We start from the raw sequence: 17,583 nt of genomic DNA, 5'->3' as shown, positions 1-17,583 counted from the left end.
GCCCGCGCCGTCAGGGCGCGGAGAGGGTGACCACGGCGTCGGCTGCGGCGATCGCTGCAGGGTCGTGTGCAGCGTGCACGACGACGACGCCGTCGGCAGCCTCGGCGGCGAGCGCCGACACCACGAGCGCCGCGGACGCCGCGTCGACCCCGGCCGTCGGTTCGTCGACGAGCAGCACCCCGGCCCGCTGCGCCAGCCCGAGTGCCACGAGCGTGCGCTGCCGCTGCCCGCCGGACAACGCGTCGAGGGGCCGGTCCGCCAGGTCAGCGATCGCCATCCGCGCGAGCTGCGCGTCGACGACGGCTCGGTCGTCACGTCCGAGCGGACGCCACCAGGCCCGGTGACGCCACCGGCCCATCGCGACGGCCGCGCGGACGGTGAGCGGGAGCGTGGTCGGTGGGACGGACTGGCTCACGTGGGCGACGCCGTCTGACGGGAGGCCCGTGACGCGCCCGGCGGTCGGCCGCAGCACGCCCGCCACCACGTCGAGCAACGTCGACTTGCCGGATCCGTTGGGTCCGGTCAGCGCGGTGACCCGGCCGGCAGGGAAGGTCGCGTCGAGGCCGTCGAGGACGGTCCGCTCTCCGCGGCGGGCGGTCACCTGCTCGAGGCGGACGGCGGGCATCGGATCGGTCGCGAACACCTGAGCACGCTATCAGTATCGATAGTCGTTTTCATGTAGCGTCTCGGATCGTGACCTGGCTGACCGACCCCTTCACCGTCGACTTCATGGTGCGTGCCCTGACCGGTGGCGCCCTGGCCGCGGTGCTGTGCGCCGTCGTCGGGACGTGGGTGCTCGTGCGTGGGATGGCGTTCCTGGGCGAGGCACTGTCGCACGGCATGCTGCCCGGCGTCGCGATCGCAGCGCTCACCGGCGTGCCCGCAGTGCTCGGCGCCGCTGTGAGCGCCGGGGTGATGGTGTTCGGCGTCGGGGCGCTGCGACGACGCGGTGGCTTGTCGTACGACACCTCGATCGGGCTGCTCTTCGTCGGGATGCTCGCGCTCGGGGTCATCATCGTGTCGGCATCGCGGTCCTTCGCCACCGACGTCACCGCGATCCTGTTCGGCGACGTGCTGGCCGTCACCCGCGCCGACCTCGTCGGCCTGGCGATCGCCGTCGCCGTCGCCCTGCTCGTCGCCGCCGCGTTCCACCGACCGTTCACGGCACTGGCCTTCGACGTCCGCAAGGCCGCGACGCTCGGCCTGCACCCCCGCCTCGCCGAGGTGGTCCTCGTCGGCCTGGTCACACTCGCCGTCGTGGCCTCGTACCGGGCCGTCGGCACCCTGCTGGTCGTGGGGTTGCTGCTCGCGCCCGCCGCCGCGGCCCGCGCCTGGACGAAGCACGTGGCCTCGACGATGCTCCTCGGCGCGATGCTCGGTGTCGCCGCCGTCCTGGTCGGCCTGCTCGTCTCGTGGCACGTCGGAACCGCCGCCGGCGCCAGCATCGCGGCCGTCGCCGTCGCCGGGGTCGCCCTGTCCCGTGTCACCGCCGCCGTCGTCCGCAGGGTCGCGCGCGCGACCACCAGGTCCGTCGAACACCCCGTCCGAGCCACAGCACGAGAGGCACCATGAACCACGACCCGACCACCGACCGCACACGCGCACGACGCACTCGACTCCTGGGCGCCCTGGGCCTGACGACCGGCCTCGCGCTCACCGTCACGGCGTGTTCCACCGCGTCGACACCGCCGGCCGACGACGCCAGCGCGACCACGGCCCCGCACGGCTACGTGGCGGGCGCGACCGAGTCCCAGGAACCGCAGCTGGGCCTCCTGGCCGTCTCCGCGACCGGCGAGACGGCCCGGCACGACCTGCTCACCGGCGACACGACCGACCTGGACCGCGTCGGCGCAGCCGAGCACTCCGCGACCGACGGTCGGTTCCTGGTGACGAGCGACGGCGACCGCACCACGGTCGTCGACGGCGGCTCCTGGACCGTCGACCACGGCGACCACACGCACTACTACGCCGCCGAGCCGCGCGTCGTCGGGACGCTCGAGGGCGGCGGTCCGGTCCAGGTGCACTCGTCGGAGACGATGACCACGATCGCCTGGCCGGAGCGCGGCGAGGCAGTGGTGCTCGACCGCGCGGCACTCGGGCAGGGCGAGCTCGACGAGACCGCCCGACTCGACGCGACCGTGCTGCTGCCGCTCGGCGAGCACCTGGTGGCCGCCGACGGCGACACCGTCCGCGTCCTCGATGGCGACGGAGCGCAGACCGGGTCGACCGGGACGGCCAGCGCCGGACACGCCTGCACCGACCCCGCTGGTGGGATCGTCACCCGCGCCGGCGCCGTGGTGGGCTGCGCCGACGGAGCGGTCGTCGTCGACGATGCCGGCGACGCCTCGTTCGTCGCGCTGCCGGACGACGCCGAACGACCGACCGCGTTCGCCGCGCGGTCCGGTCGCCCCACGGTCGCCGGACTCGCGGGCGACACCGGTTTCTGGTTGCTCGACGTCCGACAGGGCTCCTGGCAGCACGTGCCGACCGAACGGCCCCTGCGTGCGGTGGTCGCCGTCGACGACCAGGACGAGCACGTGGTCGGGGTCGACGACGCCGGTCGGGTGGTCGTGGTGACCGCCTCGACCGGGAAGGTCGCGACGACCGATCCCCTGGTCGACGGCGACCGAGCGCCGCTGCTGCAGCTCGACGCGCAGCGTGCGTACGTGGCCGACCCCACGACCCCCGTCGTCCACGAGGTCGACTTCGCGGACGGCGCCCGCGTGGCCCGGACCGTCGAGTTCCCGTTCGCGCCCGTCGCCTTCGCCGAGGTGGGACTGTGAGGGTGTGCGGGCGCGCACTGACCGCAGCACTCGTCGTCGCAGCCGTCGCCGTCACGACGGCCGGCTGCACCACGACCGGCTCGGACCGCCCACTCGTCGCCGTGACGACGAACATCCTGGGCGACGTCGTGACCGAGGTCGTCGGCGACGACGTCGACGTCATGGTGCTCATGCCCCCTGGCGGCGATCCGCACTCGTTCGAGGTCTCCGCGCAGCAGGCGGCGCGACTCCGGAGCGCCGACCTCGTGGTCGAGAACGGCCTCGGGCTCGAGGAAGGGGTGGCCCACCACGTCCGCGCCGCGGCCGACGACGGCGTGCCCGTGTTCACCGCCGGCGACGCGATCGACGCCCTGGAGTGGACCACCGACGACGACAGCGGCCCCGATCCGCACTTCTGGACGGACCCCGCGCGGATGGTCGACGTGGTCGAGGCCCTCGACGACGAACTGGACGCCGTCGGCATCGACACACCCGGCGCCGAGGCCTACACCGACCGGCTCGATGCCCTCGACGACGACATGACCGCCGCGTTCGACACCGTCCCCGCCGATCGGAGGGCCCTGGTGACGAACCACCACGTGTTCGGCTACCTCGCCGACCGCTACGGGTTCCGGGTGGTGGGTGCCGTGATCCCGAGCGGCACGACCCTGGCGTCCCCGAGTGCCGCCGACCTGCGTGACCTGGCGGACGCGATCGAGCAGGCGGGCGTCCCGACGATCTTCGCCGATGCCTCGCAACCCGCACGCCTGGCCGAGGTCCTGGCGGAGGAGGTCGACGTGCAGGTGTCGATCCGCTCGCTGGCGACCGAGTCCCTGACCGAGGACGGCGCCGCGTCGACCTACCTCGGGATGATGCGCTCGAACACCGAGTCGATCGTCGACGGCCTGACGGCTCCGATTTCTTGATGAGAATGAGAATCAGTACAGTGTTCGACATGACCAGAACCCAGACCCTCCGCGCCGCAGCACTGCCGGCCGCGCTGCTCAGTGCCGCGGCCCTCGCCCTGACCGGGTGCGCCACGAACGCCGCCGATGCCGAGAGCACCTCGGCCCCGAAGGCCGACGGCACCCGCATCACGCTGACCTACGACGGCGGCCTGCTCGTGCTCGACCAGGACCTGCAGGTCGTGGCCGACGACGCCGTCGACGGCTTCACCCGGGTGAACCCCGCCGGCGACGGCCGCCACGTGCTCGTCACGGTGCCCGAGGGTTTCCGGGTGCTCGACACCGCAGCGGACCCGGCCCTCACCGACGCGGTCTTCCCGGCCGACACCGGTGGGCACGCCGTCGTGCACGGTGACCACACCGCCCTGTTCGCCGACGGCACCGGCGACGTGACGACCTTCGACAACACCGAGCTCGACGGCGACGCCCTGCCCGACGCCCGGACCACCGAGTCCGAGGCGGCGCACCACGGCGTCGCGATCGAGCTCGAGGACGGCACGCTCCTGACCACCATCGGGACCGAGGAGAGCCGCTCGGGCGTGCGCGCCCTGGACACCGACGGCAAGGAACGCACGCGCTCCGAAGCCTGCCCGGACGTGCACGGCGAAGGTGCGGTCCAGGACGAGGTCGCGGTCTTCGGCTGCACCGACGGCGCGCTCGTCTACGCCGACGGCGCGTTCGAGAAGCTCGACGCCCCGACCGAGTACGGCCGCACTGGCAACCTGTTCACCACGCCACACTCGTCGGTTGCGGTCGGCGACTACAACGACGACCCGGACAGCGAGGGGTACCTGCTCGACCAGATCGCCCTGATCGACGCGGCCTCGGGGAAGTACACCGTCGCGGACATGCCCGACGGCGTCGGCTTCACGTTCCGCGACCTCGCACGCGGCCCCGGCGACGAAGCGGTGGTCCTCGGCGACGACGGCGCCCTGCACACCTTCGACGAGACCACCGGTGAGCAACTCGACTCGTTCCCCGTGATCGACGCGTGGGAGGGCCCGGCCGAGTGGCAGGACGCCCACCCCGCCGTGAAGGTCGCTGGCGACATCGCCTACGTCACCGACCCCGCCGAGCGGAAGGTCCACGCCGTCGACCTCACCACCGGGAAGGTCGTCGCCTCGAGCGATGCACTGCCGGGCGTGCCCAACGAGATCGCTGTCGCGTAGCGCTCTGCAGGCGACCGCGCGCAGACGGGAGGCCCGGTGCCAGCTGGCACCGGGCCTCCCGTCTGTCCTGGGGTCGCGTCAGCCCTGCGGCGGCGCGTAGAACTGCAGGTCGTTGCCCTCGCTGTCCTTGAACGGGACGATCTTGCCCCACGGGTGCTCGCTGATCTCGCCCTGCACGTCCGCACCACGCTCACGGATGCTCGCCAGCTCGTCCTCGATCGACCCGTCCGGCTGGAACGTGATGACCGCTCCCCCATCGCTCGACGGGCTCGCCGACTCGCGACCGTTCAGCCCGATCATGAGACCGTTCGCGTCGATCTCGCTCCAGTCGTCGGACTCGTCCGTGACCGTCAGCCCGAGGGTGTCGCGGTAGAACGCGACCGCCCGGTGCATGTCGGTGACCGGGACCCATACCGCTGCGACTCCGCTTGCCATGGTGTTGCCTTCCGTCGGGTGTTGCCGTGTTGCGGAGCGTAGGCAGCACGGCATGCGCACCGACTCAGCAGGTGCACCGACGTTCGGAAATCGGATCGTCCCTGCAATCCGACTGCGCATCGACTACGAATGCCCTGTGCGTCACATCCGCGACGCGTACGAGATGAGAGGTCCAACCATGACCAGCAACGCAGCAACCGCTCGCAACCGCACCGGCTCGACGTGGACCCAGAAGGGTGCACTCCTCTTCGGGGTCGTCTTCCTGATCGTCGGCATCGCCGGCTTCATCCCCGGACTCACGATGGACATGGGCTCGATGTCGATGGCCGGCCACGGTTCCATGGCCCTGCTCCTGGGGCTGTTCCAGGTGTCGGTCCTGCACAACATCGTGCACCTGCTCTTCGGCATCGTCGGACTCATCGCAGCCCGTTCGGCGTCGGGCGCTCGCCTCTACCTGGTCGTCGGCGGCATCGTCTACGCCGTCCTGTTCGTCTACGGGCTGTTCACGGCCGGCATGGCGGACCCCGCGAACTTCGTCCCCTTGAACAGCGCGGACAACGTCCTGCACGCGTTCCTCGCCGTCGCGATGATCGTCCTCGGCTTCGTGCTGCCGCGCATCGGCGCGCGCACGCGCTGACAGTCGTCCGTCGCCTGACGCGTTCGCGCCCCCAGGCGGGCATCGCACCCACGTGAGTCGGGGCGCGATGCCCGTGCAGGGGCGCGGTGCGCGGTGGCGGCGCTCCACACGTCCACCAACCCGCGGCGTACTGTCCGTCGCATGCCCGCTCTCACCGACACGTTCACCCTGTCCAACGGCCTGCACATCCCGAAGATCGGCTTCGGCACCTGGCAGATCCCGTCCGGCGACGACGCCTACGACGCCACGAAGACCGCCCTGGACGCCGGCTACCGTCACATCGACACCGCCCTGGCCTACGGCAACGAGGCCAGCGTCGGCCAGGCCATCCGTGACAGCGGCGTCCCGCGCGACGAGGTCTTCGTCACCACGAAGCTGCCCGCCGAGATCAAGACCGCCGACGGCGCCCGCGAGGCCTTCGAGACCTCGAGCCGCAACCTCGACGTCGGCGTCATCGACCTCTACCTCGTGCACGCACCGTGGCCCTGGGACGCCATCGGCTCCGACCACCGCGACGGCAACGTCGAGGTGTGGAAGGTCCTGGAAGAGGTCTACGACGCCGGCAGGACCCGCTCGATCGGTGTCTCGAACTTCGCCGTCACCGACCTCGAGGACCTGCTCGGCCGCACCGACGTCGTCCCGCACGCGAACCAGATCCGCTGGTTCATCGGCAACACCCAGGACGAGACGACCGCGTTCGACCGCGAGCACGACATCCTCACCGAGGGCTACTCGCCGCTCGCCACCGGCGGCCTGCTCGAGAACACGCAGATCGCCGAGATCGCGGCGAAGTACGACAAGTCCGTCGCCCAGGTCGCGATCCGCTACCTGCTCGAGAAGGACGTCCTGCCGCTGCCGAAGTCCACGACCCCGTCGCGCATCGCCGACAACGCCGACGTCGACTTCGTGCTGGCCGCCGAGGACGTGGCCGCGCTCGACGCGCTCGAAGGCACCGCGAGCTGACGCGGACCCACCCCGGACTGGAGGCACGGTGCCAGCTGGCACCGTGCCTCCAGTTCGTCAGCTGCTTCGCTTCACTCGATCTTCTTCAGCCCGAGCGCCGCCTTCTTCCGCACCCACGGGCGGTCGTCGGTCAGCTTCTCCTCGAACGCCGCCCGCGCTCGAGGATTCGGCCGCTTGCTCAGTGCGAACACCGCATGCCCGCTGACGTCGTGGTCGTCCATGAGTTGCAGGAGGACGTCGACCGCTTCGGGCCGCTTCGACTTCCCCAGCGCGAGGGCCACCATCTGCCGTGCACGTCCATACTGGGGATCGAGCGCGAGCGCTGCCACGTCGTCGAAGTACGCGTCCACGTACGCGGTCTCGATCGAGTTCCCCACCGCCCAGCGCGTGCCCGCTTCGTCAGGGAAGTTCCGGAACGCCTCGACCAGCGCGGGCATCGCGATTCCCTTCGCGGATGGATTGCTCAACGCCCGAGCGAGGTCCTGTTGCATCGCCGGCGTCCGCGCCTTCCGCAGCCACTCGATCAGCAGGGGGATCGCGTCCTTGTAACGAATCCCGGCCTGGGCGAAGACGGACAGGTTCGAGAAGTCGTACCCCAGCGCGCGGAGGTCGGCCAGGATCGCCGCCTGCTCGGCTGCTTCTTCTGGAGTGAACGGCATCAGGACCTCGGGAGCACTCGGTGGATCGTCACGAGACCGTCTTCCTCGGCCTGCAACAGTCGCGACGACGGTGTGGTGTTCTTTCGAACATAGAGGTTGAAGGTCACATTTTGCTGTTTCGCAATCTCAGCGAAGTCCTGCAGTTGCGTGGTCCAACCTTGGCGAGACACGTTCTTGATCTCTGAGAGACTCTCGCCTCGTTTGAAGAAGTCCGGGATACGGTAAGCGACCTTCCCGCTTGGCGCATCGAACCGTCTTCCATTCTTGTTCATCTTGAGGTAATCGGCAGCCCATGCCTCACCTGCTCGGCCCTTCGCTGAATTCGCGGCCAGCCTGGACGCAACCGCTTCCGCCGCCGCCGCCGCGTCCGCGCGAGCCTGCGCAAGCTGATAAGTCCTTGCAGTAGCACGCCCCCCTGCCCCGGCCACTCCCACAGCGGCCGCGCCCTTCTCCGCCGCCCCCTCGAGGGGAAGGGCGTTGAACAGGTCGAGGAGCTGACCGAGCTGCCAGGCGGCCCATTGCGTGCGCGCCTCGCCTGCCAGTGCCTGCTTCCTGGAGACCTCGAAGTTCGAGTACGGTCCGACCGGGTGGGGCTGCGCGAGGCGAACACCGCTGACGTACGTGTAGGTCGTTGCCGGTCGGGGCGCAGACGGTCGGCGGGGGATGGTCACCCAGACACGGCCGTTCGCGCCGTGGTTGATACCGCTCGGGGCGTGGGGGTTGACGTGCTCCACCCCACCGCCACAGTTGCCGCCTCCGCCGATGGCCAGGTAGCACTCGCCGGTCGCGTCGGTGTTGTTGACGGGGTCGTTCGCACCGTAGCCGTACGCGTTGTTCTGACGAGGGTTGTCCGTCCCGGAAACGGGGTCGACCGAAAGGAATCGTCCGAGCGACGCATCGTAGGCACGCGCTCCGAGTTGCACGAGCCCGGAGAAGTCCGACGCGGGTGCATTGAGGAAGCCTCGCTTCGATCCCCACGTCGGCGAGGGCTCGCGCAGGTTGCCGAACGGATCGAACCAGCGTCGGACGACCTTGCCGTCCGAGACCGAACTCTCCAGGTCGGCGTTCCCATTGATGTCGCTGTCGAGCGCCGTGACGACCTGACCCGTCGGTTCGACGGAACGCTCAGCGATCAGGACGCCCGCGAGGGCGTACGTGCGCGTGGCTCTCGGCTCTGCATCCGAAGGCTCTTGCCGGAGCTCGGTGTCACCGAGGAAGAGAGCGGCGCCGTCGACCGGGTCGATCTGGAGCAGGAGCGCTCCTTCGGCGTCGTAGATCTCCTGCTGTTGCCCCGAGCCAGACTGGATCGACGACACACTGCCGTCGGCGCCGTACGACAACGAGAGGTCGTCGTTCTGGATGGTGTTGCCGGCGGGATCGTAACTGTAGGTCGAGTTCTCGACAGCTGATCCGGCTGTCGCCTGAGCAACCTGCTCCACGGCGTGGGGATGGGCGGACCCTGGCGACGCATAGGAGTAGCTGGAGACGACGTCACCGCTGGCTACGTGCTTCGTTTCCGAAGTCCGGTTCCCGGTTTTCGTGTCGTACTCGTACGAGTGCCAGAAGGGGCTTGCGCCGCCGAGACCGCCGACGACGGGATCATTCGCACAGCTCGCTGTCGGGGTCCATGCTTCGGTCAGTTCCTGCAGGGAGTCGTACGCGTAGCACTCGAGTTCGCTCCCCGCTGTGCCCGTCGTAGACGTCGACGTGATCGATCCGGCAGCGTTCCTCGTGTAGGTCCGCTTCGCCTGGACGACCGTCGATGAGCCCGTCCCGGTTTGATCCAGGATCCCGGTGAGCGCACCGGTGGCCGCATCGCGCGTGTACGCCGTCGTGTTGACCACGGTGCCGTCACGATCCACCTGTGCGACCCGGTTGAGCGCGTCGTACGTCAGTCCGGCGTAGCTCTTGATGCCCGCGAGACTGCTCGGCGCCCCCAGTGCGTTGTACGTGTACGTGGAGCGCTCTGCAGCGATTCCCCCGATCGCGGGAGCGGTCACCGAAGCGAGCGATCCGTCGGCGTTGTAGGCCTGCTTCGTCGTGTAGGTGGTTCCTCCGAAGGCCGGAGCATCAGCCGGGATGCTGACCGTGCGCGCGGTCGGCTGGTTGGAACCGTCGTAGCCTCCGATCGAGGTCGTGTAGGCGCTCCCGGGGTGACCAGGAGTGGAACCGACGTACCGCGTGCTCGAACTGAGTTGTCCGATCTTGACCGAGTCGTAGGTCCACGAGCTGTCGATGGCGCCGTTGGTACCACCGACGTAGCGGGCGGTCTCACGATCGAGGTCGTCGTACTGCGTGGTCAACGTCACGCCACGCGCGTCGGTGCTGCTCGTCTGGCGACCCGCTGCATCGAAAGCGTACGTGGACGAGCCAGCGTCTGGATCGTTCGCTGCGACACGACGGCCCAGCACGTCGTAGGACCACGACCACTGGTTTCCCGCGGGGTCCTGCATCGAACTCAGCGCGCCGCGCCCGTCGTAGGTATAGCGCGTGTCTTGGCGCTCGGTCGAACCGAATGCACCGAGGTACTCACGGTAGGTCGTCTTCTTGCCGAGCGAGTTCGTGAAGGTCGATGTCGGCGTGCCCCCTGCCGGCGGGAGGACGTCCACTTCGTCCGCACCGAGGTAACGGGTCGTCGTACGGTACTTCTCGACCCCGTACGACGACGTGATCTCCGCCGTGGAACGGCCGACGGCGTCGTACTGCGTCTCGACGCTGGACTGGATCTGCTGCTGACTCACTGGGAGGAACAGCTTGTTGGACGGAGCGCTTCCGCTCGACCAGTAGTCGTTGTTCACCAACGTGGGTCGGCCTTGGCTGTCGTAGGCCGTGTCGGAGACGACGCTGCCCCCGGAACTCGACGGGCGCTGCGTCTGCACTTGCCGACCGAGCCCGTCGTAGAGCGTGAAGGCGGTGGTCGTTCCGGTCGCGTTGAGCGAGGTGGTCGCCACGGCGAGAGGGGCAGTCTGGGACTCGGTGTAGGCGTAGGCGTAGTTGGGCGCTGAAGGAAAAGCAGCCTTCGCCCGTCCTGGCATCCAGACCTGGGTCCGCCGACCGAGCGGGTCGTAGCTCGCCGTCGTGACGCTGCCGTCGAAGTCAGTCACGCTCAGAACCGAGTTCCGCCCCGGCTCCAGCGTCTCCGTGTGCTTCCAACCCTTGACGTTCGTCGTGGTCACAGCCGTGACCGGGCCGCCGGTCGTCGGTGCGTAGGTCGTCGCCGTCGTCCGTCCGATCTCGTCAGTGGAGGAGGTCACCCTGCCCATCGCGTCGAACTGCGCAGCAGTCGCCTTCGTCCACACAGGAGCCGACCCGGAGTACGACGAGACGGTCTCCACCTTCGTCGGATCAGCGTGCGTCGGGACGGCCCCGAGCGCATCGTTGTCGTACGTCGTCCGAACATCCGACATGACGTCGCTCACATCGGGCGTCTGCGTGTCGCACGGGACATCGACGACCTTCTCCTCGAGCGGCACGCCGACCAGCCAGGTGGTCGTGTTCGCCGGAGCGTAGGTCGTTGTCGAGCAGGTCGAGCCAGCGTCGGAACTCCGCGTCTCCTCCTGGATCTCCTCACCGTGGGAGTCGTAGTCCTTCGATGTGACCACTGACCTAGTCGCCCCAGAGGAAGTCGGCTCCGTCACCCTCGAGGTTCCGTCGTCGACCCGACGAGCTTGCAGCGTTCCGTCGTCCGCCAGGACCGACGAAGACCACGGAGTCTGCACCGTGGTGGAGATGACCGCTCCGCCGACCCCGGCCCGGACGACCGTTTCACGCGTCCGTCCAGCGAGCCACGGTGAATCGTCGACTCCGGACGCTCCGGTCACCGTGACGGACTTGGTGCCACCCGCGTCGGAAGCCCTGTCGCCGTCGAGCCCCCGGTAGAAGACGTACGCGGTGACCTGTTGATCGGCCGGCGAGGACTTGGCTCCATCACGCACTTCTACGGTGTCGTAGCCAGCGTAGTTCGACCAGGTCCGGTACTTCGACGGCACGAACGGCGTATTCGAGTAGCGCCATGCCGGCTTGCCGGTGTACGCGTAGCTCGTCTCGTGCGGCCGGTCGTTGCCCCCACCGGTGCGGGGATCATCCACGACGCTCGTCACGACGTACTTGTGGAAGAAGTCGAGTTTCGGTTCTTGCGCCGGAACGACGTTGCCCGTCCACCACTGCGGGAAGCACCGCCGCACGTTGTCCGCCAAGTCGCCCTTGAGCGACGGGACTTCTGCCGGCGTGCAGTCCTGGCCCGAGTAGTTGACGGATGTCACAGCACCTGTCTCGGAGGTGATGGACGAGATTCGCTGCTTGTCCAACGGTGCGAGGCCATCGACCGCCCAGACCCGGTTCTGCATCGCCACACCGCCGAACTTCACGGCGGGCTCGGTGAGCGAGCTGCTCCCTGAGTACCCGGTGTGCTGCACCTGCGTCATCCACAGCGCAGCGTTCGTACCGTCTCCGGGCGACGGGAACGAATGCGACAGCGTCCACTTGTCGACGGTCGCGTAGGAAGATCCCGACCGCACCGCTGTCGTCACCGTATCCAACATGCCATCGGTCCAGAAGCTCGGGACAGTAGTGGCGGTGCATGCCGACGTGCAGAACTGGTCCCACGGCACGTCCGGGTAGTAGGTCGGCTTCGCGGGCTTCGTCGCTGCAGCTGTTATGGCTTCACTCGTGCAGTTTGCGTGGGTCGAGTCGCTGCAGCGTCCGTACGCGTTGTAGCCGAAGGTGACTCGTCCGCTCGCGGCGTTGGCCGTGTAGACAGTGCCGGCAGTGAGTCCGTAGTCGATGTGATCGAGCTGGCCGCCTCGGACGTAGCTGGTGGCGCCCGAGCCGTTCTTGCCGTAGCTGTTCGTCTCCGCGTCGTAGTAGAAGGCCTCGGCATTCCCATGGACATCGACGACGTAGTCCAGGTTCCATCGCCACGCCTGTGTGCAGGATGACGCAGCGAACGTCGACGCATGGCAAGGTTCCCCGACGTCGTTCCCGAACACCGGAACCGTCCAGGTCGAGTTGGTCGTGGCCTTTCCGGACGCCCATCCAGGAAGCTGGTTCTTCCCGAAGTAGTACTGCGTTCCGTCGGTCGTCGTGACGCGCCAGCAGTCGGTGTCGTAGGTCCCGTTCGGAGAGCAACCGGATCCGGTGCCGACGAGGTGCTCGATGCGCGACCCGTCATCGGACTGCATTTTCCACGTTCCGGAAGTCTTGTCGCGAACCAGCGCCGCATTGTGGCCTGCCAGGGAGAGCGTCGCATTGTCCGCTCTCCAGCACTGGTCGCCGGAAGTCTTCACCGGACCGGACGCACCGTCGTCCTGGGAACATGGCACGTATCGGCGCTCGATGGAACCGGCCGCCGCGAGGTCCCACCCGTCTCCGACGGCCGAGGGCTGGTTGTTCGTCGAGCCGGTCTCGCCGTCGACACTCTGCGAGTCGTACGCAAGCGCGATATTTGGGCTCGGGCCTGCCGGCGGTGCAGGAGCCGCCATCGGGTACTGCCAGGTGAAGTCTCCGGTCTGCGCGGACACGTCCCACGACCCGGATTCCCTCATGGACGTCGCGGAGAAGCTCCCCGAGCCACTGCTCGACGCCGTCGCACTCGTTGCGGCGAGGGTCACCGTGCGAGCAGCGAGCATCGGTGTCAGGACCACGCTCTTCGCCGAGGTCACCGTTGCCACCGGCACCGCCGCTGCCGCAGAGTACGGCTTGTCGCCATCCAGCTGCACCCAACGTGTGCGGTGTGCGTAGTCCGCACCGAACTGCTGTGCGAGCAGCTTGGTCGGTACCTTCACGGCGACGGGAGCAGCGTTCTTCCGGTTCGTCGGGCGCGTGAGCTTGATCACGACACCTTGGAGGTGTTGGTGTTTCGCTGCGGCGCGAGAGGCCACCCGTGCGGTCACGTGTTCGAGGACACCGGTCGAGGTGTCGGCACGTGCGGCGGCGACTTCGAGTCCCGTGCCACCGAGCGCGCGCCATGCACCGCTCACCCGTGCTGCGGTACCCCCGGCAGAAGCAGAGGTGACGAGGCCAGTCCCCGGCAGCTCCCCACCGAGGGAGAGATCCCAGCTGTTCGCCGTCAGGTGCTTCGTCGGAGTCGTGACCGTCTTCGATGACGACGCCTGGACGTGCTGGTCGATCGCACCCGCATGGCGACCCGAAACGGAGGTCCCCAGATCGGCGACGATGCTCGAATCGCCGGAATTGACGTAGGTCAAGACGGAGGTGGTGACCGCCACGACTGCGATCAGGGCGATCGATGCTCGAGTCCTCAGGCGCTTACGGGTCTGCGGCCGTGAACGGTGCCGGCTCACGCGTCAGCGCCTTCGACCGCAAAGCGAACGGTTACAGCTGCTCGATGCACGAGTCCCCCCAGTTTTCGGTTCAGGGCCGCGCGCGGAGCTTCCGTGGACGGCTTCCGGATCGTATCGATCAGGAACACACAGACAGGTGCCCCCCGAACGCGGGTGATCCGGGCCCGATCCGCGGAGATCCGGGGCTCGCGCCTCTGCAGCTGTGAGGACTATCACCCACCTGGCCATGCCCGTCGGTCCGGGCGAACTCCGCCTCGTGGCTGTGCGCTGTGCCGTGTTCGGGGGTCTTCGTCGGGTTCGGGGTCTCGCTACGGTGTGCTCGCGCAGTTCGCGCTCGGGATGTTCACAGGGGGTTCAATGCCGCACGGCAGAACCGTGGTCGCGACAGTGGCCACATCAGCGTTGGTGCTCGGTCTGCTCGCGACGACGGGCGCACCCGCGTTCGCCGACGGGTCCGCCGCCACCACACCGACCATCGCGGACAGCCGGTCCTCCGCGACCTCGGCGGACGCCTCCGAGATCGCGCAGGCCCACGACCACGGCGTGACCGTCTCGGACGAAACCACCCCGACGAGCCTGCTCACGGCGAACCCGGACGGCTCGTTCACCGTGACGCAGGACACCATCCCGGTCCGCACCCAGCAGGCCGGGCAGTGGATCCCCGTCGAGACCGACCTCGTTCCCGTCGACCAGTCCTGGATCGCACCGAAGGCCACCGACACCCACGTCCGGTTCTCCCGCGGCGGCACCGACACCGTCGCACAGGTCCAGACCGACACCGGCGCCTGGGTCAGCGAGTCCTGGCCCGCCGGCGGCGCCCTGCCCTCGCCGACCATCGACGGCGCCACAGCCACCTACGCAGACGTCCTGCCCGAGGTCGACCTGCGCCTCACCGCAACACCGTCAGGCATGGCGGAAGTGCTCGTCGTCAACACGCCAGAAGCTGCCGCGAACCCGGACCTGCAACAGGTCGAGCTGCAGATGCACGGCGCCACCGTCTCGACCTCGTCGACAGCATCAACAGCGACCGCGACCGATGGATCCACCCTGCAGTCGTCGAAGCCGACCTGGTGGGACTCCTCCGACGGCGGCGATGCCGACGGCCCCGGCGGCGCCGGCAGCGCCACCCCGCTCGAGCACACCACGACCGCCACCGCAGTCACGCTCGACGTCACCGACGCAACCGACAGCGCACCGACGTTCCCCGTGTTCGTCGACCCCGACTGGTCCTCCGGTCAGAACGCACTCTGGTTCGACGACATCGCCTATCCCACCCAGTCCTACCTCAACGGCCAGGCAGCGAACGGCTACCAGAGCGTCGGCTACGCCGTCGAGAACGGCAAGACGTTCATGTCACGCGCGTTCTGGCAGTTCAACCTCGGCCCCCTCGACGGCAAACACATCACCGAAGCGCACTTCAACGCCATCGCGAACTACAGCTGCGGCGAAGCCACCGTCCAGGCCTGGCGCTACGGCAACGTCACACCCGGACAGAACTGGAACGACGACCAAGCCAACCAAGGCCAATGGCGCGACCACATCTCCGACGCCGAGATCCCCAGCGTCGCCGGCTGCGCCATGCCCGGCAAAGCCGTCGGCTGGGACGTCACCCGCGGCGCCGCCGCCACCGCCGGCAACACCCTCCAGATCGGCCTCCGCTCCCCCACCGAAGGCAGCCTCAGCCGCAAACACTTCGCCTACAACGCCACACTCACCATCGAGTACAACACCGTCCCGAGCGCCCCGACGCACTTCCGGATCACCTCGCCGACCCGCACGTGCGGGGACTCGACTGATTCCGCCGCATGGATCAACAACGATGCGCAGAGCCTGACCCTCTCGGTGCAGAGCTCGGATCCCGACGGGGAGAACCTCGCGACGAAGTTCTACGTGTACAAGGCGTCGGACCTGGCAACGCACGTCGGTGACGGAGTCGTCTCTGTCCGAGCGGCACCGGGAACACAGACGGCAGTCCTGCCGAAGGGCTACCTGCCCGACGGAGACTTCGCTGTCCGCGCGCGTTCGAACGACGACAGCGAGTGGGGCGGCTGGTCGTCGTGGTGCTACATCCACTCCGACTCGACTCCTCCGAAGGCTCCGTCGGTGACGGGTGTGGACAAGCCGCACACCGTCGGGGTCGCGACCTCCGTCACCGCCACCACGCCGACGGACGCGTCGATCGCCGGGTTCGCGTGGTGGGTGAGCGCTTCTCGCTCGGACATCCAGCCGGTCACGGCAGCGGCGAACACTGCCATCGGATTCCCGGACTGCGGCCTGCACGACGGGATCGTGACGTACGTGTGCGCCACGCCCTCGCGGACCGCGACCATCCGGTTCGCACCGACCGACAACAGCAGCGTTCTCTGGGTGAAGAGCATCGACAAGGCCGGCAACGTCTCCGTCACCGCGGCATCCCCGGACACCTCGAACCAGGGTTGGCCCATCGTGGCGGACTCCGATCCGACCGTGGACAGCGAGAGCGCTGCACACACCTGGACGGGGAGCTCAGGGCACGTGGCAGGCGACGGCACTTCCGGGTCACGAAGAGTCCTCCTCGACGAAGCATCGACCCCGACCAGCCCCCGGTCGTTGACCCTCGACCCGAGCGCGGTCACGAGCGGCCCCATCGATGACACCGGGTACGCCGGTCCGTTCGACGCCACGCGTGTCCACCAAGACGACCTCGTCCGGATCAACCGCTACTACGGCGATTATGGTCACATCGCCGTCACAGCGCGCACGCGAGCCGGCAAGGACTTCCAGTCCACGCTGGGCGAGCTCCTGAGCCCCGCCGCACCCGCGCCTTCGCACAGTCGGCTGCTCTGGTCGTGTCCGACGTCGGTCGGCGACATGACGACCGGACGTGCCTGCAGCGACTCTGGTGTGCAGCTCGGCTACTCGTGGACGGTGGCGGCCGATGTGCCGACGGGGACGAAGCCCGTACACGCGTACCGGTGCGAGCACGGCGACGTCGACTACTTCACCTCCATCGACCCGGACTGCGAAGGCTTCACCAAGGACAGCGACCTCGGCTTCTTCGCCGCGGCAGGGACCAGCACGACCTCGGGTCCCATCGTGGACACGACGAAGAGCTACACGGTCTCCGCATGGCTCCGGCCCTCGAAGACCTCCGTCGACGAGACCAACACGGCGATGTCCCTCGACGGTCAGACCAATTCGCCGTTCTACCTGCAGTACGTCAACGGCAAGTACCGCTTCTGCGTCAAGGAACAGACCGACACCCCGTCAGTCGACTGCACCAGTCCCGCTCAGACGTCCGCGTCCCCGGGCACGTGGGCCTTCGTCACGGGTGTCTGGGACCCCGCGAACAACCAGGTCCGGATCATGGTCAACGCGTCGTCGTCCGGGGTGGGCGTGACCGGTCACTCGCTCGGAGCAGGCGAGAGGTCGAGCAGCGACGGCCTCCTCCTCGGCAGCGGTGTCAGCGACGGAGCGCCCGTTGATTCGTGGAGTGGTGACATCGCGATGCCGTCCATCACCCAGGGCGTCGCAACCCGGACGCAGCTGCGTTACTTGATGACCTCCGGGAGCTACCGCTACTGACGGTTGGTCCGCGCGGCGTGCTGAGTGGATGTTCACAGGACGACGGCGTGGGTCTCTCCGACGGCACATCACCGAGTTCTCGGGGTCGGTCCGGGCGAACTCCGCCTCGTGGCTGTGCGCTGTGCCG

The 17,583-nt window shown here is 68.5% G+C and carries 11 protein-coding genes; 7 read left to right on the top strand and 4 right to left on the bottom strand.

What is annotated here, in order from left to right:
* Positions 1 to 10 precede the first annotated feature (10 nt).
* The gene (gene aztA / locus ABH929_RS03455; protein WP_404560106.1) at positions 11 to 643 is read right to left on the bottom strand and encodes a zinc ABC transporter ATP-binding protein AztA; all 633 of its coding nucleotides are present in this window, start codon (positions 641 to 643) and stop codon (positions 11 to 13) included.
* A gap of 50 nt (positions 644 to 693) precedes the next feature.
* Between aztA and aztB the strand changes: the two genes are divergently transcribed.
* From aztB to ABH929_RS03435, 4 genes are read left to right on the top strand one after another with little or no spacing between them, the layout of a single operon-like run.
* Entirely contained in the window at positions 694 to 1,572 is an 879-nt protein-coding gene (gene aztB / locus ABH929_RS03450; RefSeq protein ID WP_404560105.1) for a zinc ABC transporter permease AztB, read from the top strand.
* Positions 1,569 to 2,783 (top strand): ABC transporter, encoded by a 1,215-nt coding sequence (locus ABH929_RS03445; protein WP_404560104.1) that lies wholly within the window; start codon positions 1,569 to 1,571, stop codon positions 2,781 to 2,783. Before aztB ends, ABH929_RS03445 begins: the two co-directional genes overlap by 4 nt.
* Complete coding sequence (locus ABH929_RS03440; protein ID WP_404560103.1) at positions 2,780 to 3,688, top strand: metal ABC transporter solute-binding protein, Zn/Mn family; 909 nt, start codon at positions 2,780 to 2,782, stop codon at positions 3,686 to 3,688. Before ABH929_RS03445 ends, ABH929_RS03440 begins: the two co-directional genes overlap by 4 nt.
* Before the next feature lie 29 nt (positions 3,689 to 3,717).
* Positions 3,718 to 4,896: a hypothetical protein gene (locus ABH929_RS03435; protein WP_404560102.1), complete on the top strand. Its 1,179-nt coding sequence runs from the start codon at positions 3,718 to 3,720 to the stop codon at positions 4,894 to 4,896.
* A gap of 78 nt (positions 4,897 to 4,974) precedes the next feature.
* Here the strand turns inward: ABH929_RS03435 and ABH929_RS03430 are convergent, their stop codons facing one another.
* Complete coding sequence (locus tag ABH929_RS03430) at positions 4,975 to 5,331, bottom strand: VOC family protein (protein WP_404560101.1); 357 nt, start codon at positions 5,329 to 5,331, stop codon at positions 4,975 to 4,977.
* Between the two features lie 178 nt (positions 5,332 to 5,509).
* On the opposite strand from ABH929_RS03430, the gene ABH929_RS03425 reads away from it, so the two are divergent.
* Both ABH929_RS03425 and ABH929_RS03420 read left to right on the top strand, forming a co-directional pair.
* The gene (locus ABH929_RS03425; protein WP_123312179.1) at positions 5,510 to 5,968 is read left to right on the top strand and encodes a DUF4383 domain-containing protein; all 459 of its coding nucleotides are present in this window, start codon (positions 5,510 to 5,512) and stop codon (positions 5,966 to 5,968) included.
* 141 nt (positions 5,969 to 6,109) lie between these two features.
* Positions 6,110 to 6,931 carry an aldo/keto reductase gene (locus ABH929_RS03420; RefSeq protein ID WP_404560100.1) on the top strand — a complete coding sequence of 274 codons (822 nt, stop codon included), beginning with the start codon at positions 6,110 to 6,112 and terminating at the stop codon, positions 6,929 to 6,931.
* A gap of 71 nt (positions 6,932 to 7,002) precedes the next feature.
* Here the strand turns inward: ABH929_RS03420 and ABH929_RS03415 are convergent, their stop codons facing one another.
* Both ABH929_RS03415 and ABH929_RS03410 read right to left on the bottom strand, forming a co-directional pair.
* Positions 7,003 to 7,590, bottom strand: coding sequence for a HEAT repeat domain-containing protein (locus tag ABH929_RS03415; protein ID WP_404560099.1), 588 nt, complete (start codon positions 7,588 to 7,590; stop codon positions 7,003 to 7,005).
* On the bottom strand, positions 7,590 to 13,199 hold the full coding sequence (locus ABH929_RS03410; protein WP_404560098.1) for a putative toxin: 5,610 nt from the start codon (positions 13,197 to 13,199) through the stop codon (positions 7,590 to 7,592). Before ABH929_RS03410 ends, ABH929_RS03415 begins: the two co-directional genes overlap by 1 nt.
* A gap of 1,068 nt (positions 13,200 to 14,267) precedes the next feature.
* Between ABH929_RS03410 and ABH929_RS03405 the strand changes: the two genes are divergently transcribed.
* Complete coding sequence (locus tag ABH929_RS03405) at positions 14,268 to 17,456, top strand: hypothetical protein (protein WP_404560097.1); 3,189 nt, start codon at positions 14,268 to 14,270, stop codon at positions 17,454 to 17,456.
* The last annotated feature ends 127 nt before the right edge of the window (positions 17,457 to 17,583 follow it).

The organism is Curtobacterium sp. AB7, from assembly GCF_044909335.1.
Taxonomy (GTDB): domain Bacteria; phylum Actinomycetota; class Actinomycetes; order Actinomycetales; family Microbacteriaceae; genus Curtobacterium.
This window is presented reverse-complemented; position numbering and strand designations above follow the sequence as displayed.